The sequence below is a fragment of the Rahnella perminowiae genome (assembly GCF_019049755.1).
Taxonomy (GTDB): Bacteria; Pseudomonadota; Gammaproteobacteria; order Enterobacterales; family Enterobacteriaceae; genus Rahnella; species Rahnella perminowiae.
Genome location: NZ_JAFMOS010000186.1, coordinates 1 through 1,524, shown reverse-complemented (window position 1 = coordinate 1,524; position 1,524 = coordinate 1). Strand labels below are relative to the sequence as shown.

Here is a 1,524-nt window from a genome sequence, read left to right as displayed (position 1 = left end):
CCCTTCTATTTAAGGAATATAAAATGGCTAGCGTAAGTTCACTCGGTGCAGGGACCAGTCTTGATCTCACCAGTTTGATGGATTCATTGACCGCGTCAGAAAATGCTCGTCTGACTCCATTCACTACTCAGCAAACCTCCTACAAAGCCAAATTAACCTCCTTTGGTATTTTGCAAACGGCGCTTGATAAGCTGAAAACGGCAACCACCGCATTACAGTCAGCCGGGACCATTGCCGGTACTGCTATCAGCAGCACAAACACCGCTTTCACTGCGACCTTAGCCAGTGGCACAACGGCACCTGCAGGTTCATATAATGTAAAAGTGACACAATTGGCTCAGGCACAATCTTTGCTCACGGGATCAGTCAGTAGCGCCACAACCAATGTGGGTACTGCAGGAACGGCGAGCCGGACAATTACTATCGCGCAAGCAGATAAAACACCGTTAACAGTGACATTGACTGAAGATCAGACCACGCTTACCGGTATTCGCGACGCGATTAATGCTAAACAAAGTGGGGTTACCGCCAGCATCATCAAAGCAAACGATAATAGTTACCATCTGGCATTGACTGCGAACGATACGGGTACAGCGAATGCAATGACAGTCAGCGTCACTGGTGATGATACGTTGAATCAGTTGATCGGGTATGACGCGACATCTTCCACAAATGGTATGACCGTATCGACTAAAGCTCAGGATGCCAAGTTTACCGTTAACGATCTCGAAATCACCCGCAGCAGCAATACCGTCACAGATGCGCTGGAAGGACTGACCATAAACCTAAAATCTGTCTCAGCGAGTACCACGCCAGAGACATTGAGCGTGACAAAAGATACTACGGCAATGAAGGCCGCTATTCAGAATTACGTCGATACTTACAACTCCTTGCAAACGACCATTGCCAACCAGACAGCTTATACGTCCGTAGCTAAAGGGGCTGACTCGCAAGATTCCGGCAATGGCGCATTGTTTGGCAATGGTACTGTTCGCACAATTGCCACACAGGTACGCAGCCAGTTGTCTTCAGTTCAATCCAATTCTGATTACGCCACCCTGGCCAACCTCGGTATTACCCAGGATATCAACGGTAAGTTGCAGGTAGATAGCACCAAACTCAATACGGCGCTGACCACCAAGCCTGACAGCGTAGTGAGTTTTTTCCAGGGCGACGGTAAAACAACCGGCTTTGGTACTCAGGCCACTGCCATGCTGACGAAAATGCTCGATACGACAAACGGCTCCATTCAAAATGCTGAAGACGGTATTAATAAATCGCTGAAAAATATCGCAAATAGCATTACATCGACAACAACCAGTATTAACAATAACCTTGCGCTGTATAAAACTCAGTTTACAAATTTATCAGTACTCGTCAATAAACTGACCAGTACAGGTAATTACCTGACACAGCAATTTGCATCGTCGGGCTCTTCTTCATAAGGAATGTGTATGTACCAAAATTCAGGAGCAAAAGCATATGCCCAAATTGGGCTCGAAAGTGCGGTGATGAGCGCATCGC

General features: G+C 47.0%; 1 protein-coding gene. It reads left to right on the top strand.

All coding sequences use genetic code 11. The annotated features are described in order from the left end of the window. Positions 1–23: 23 nt before the first annotated feature. Entirely contained in the window at positions 24–1,445 is a 1,422-nt protein-coding gene (gene fliD, locus J1785_RS01115) for a flagellar filament capping protein FliD (protein ID WP_015697541.1), read from the top strand. Positions 1,446–1,524 lie beyond the last annotated feature (79 nt).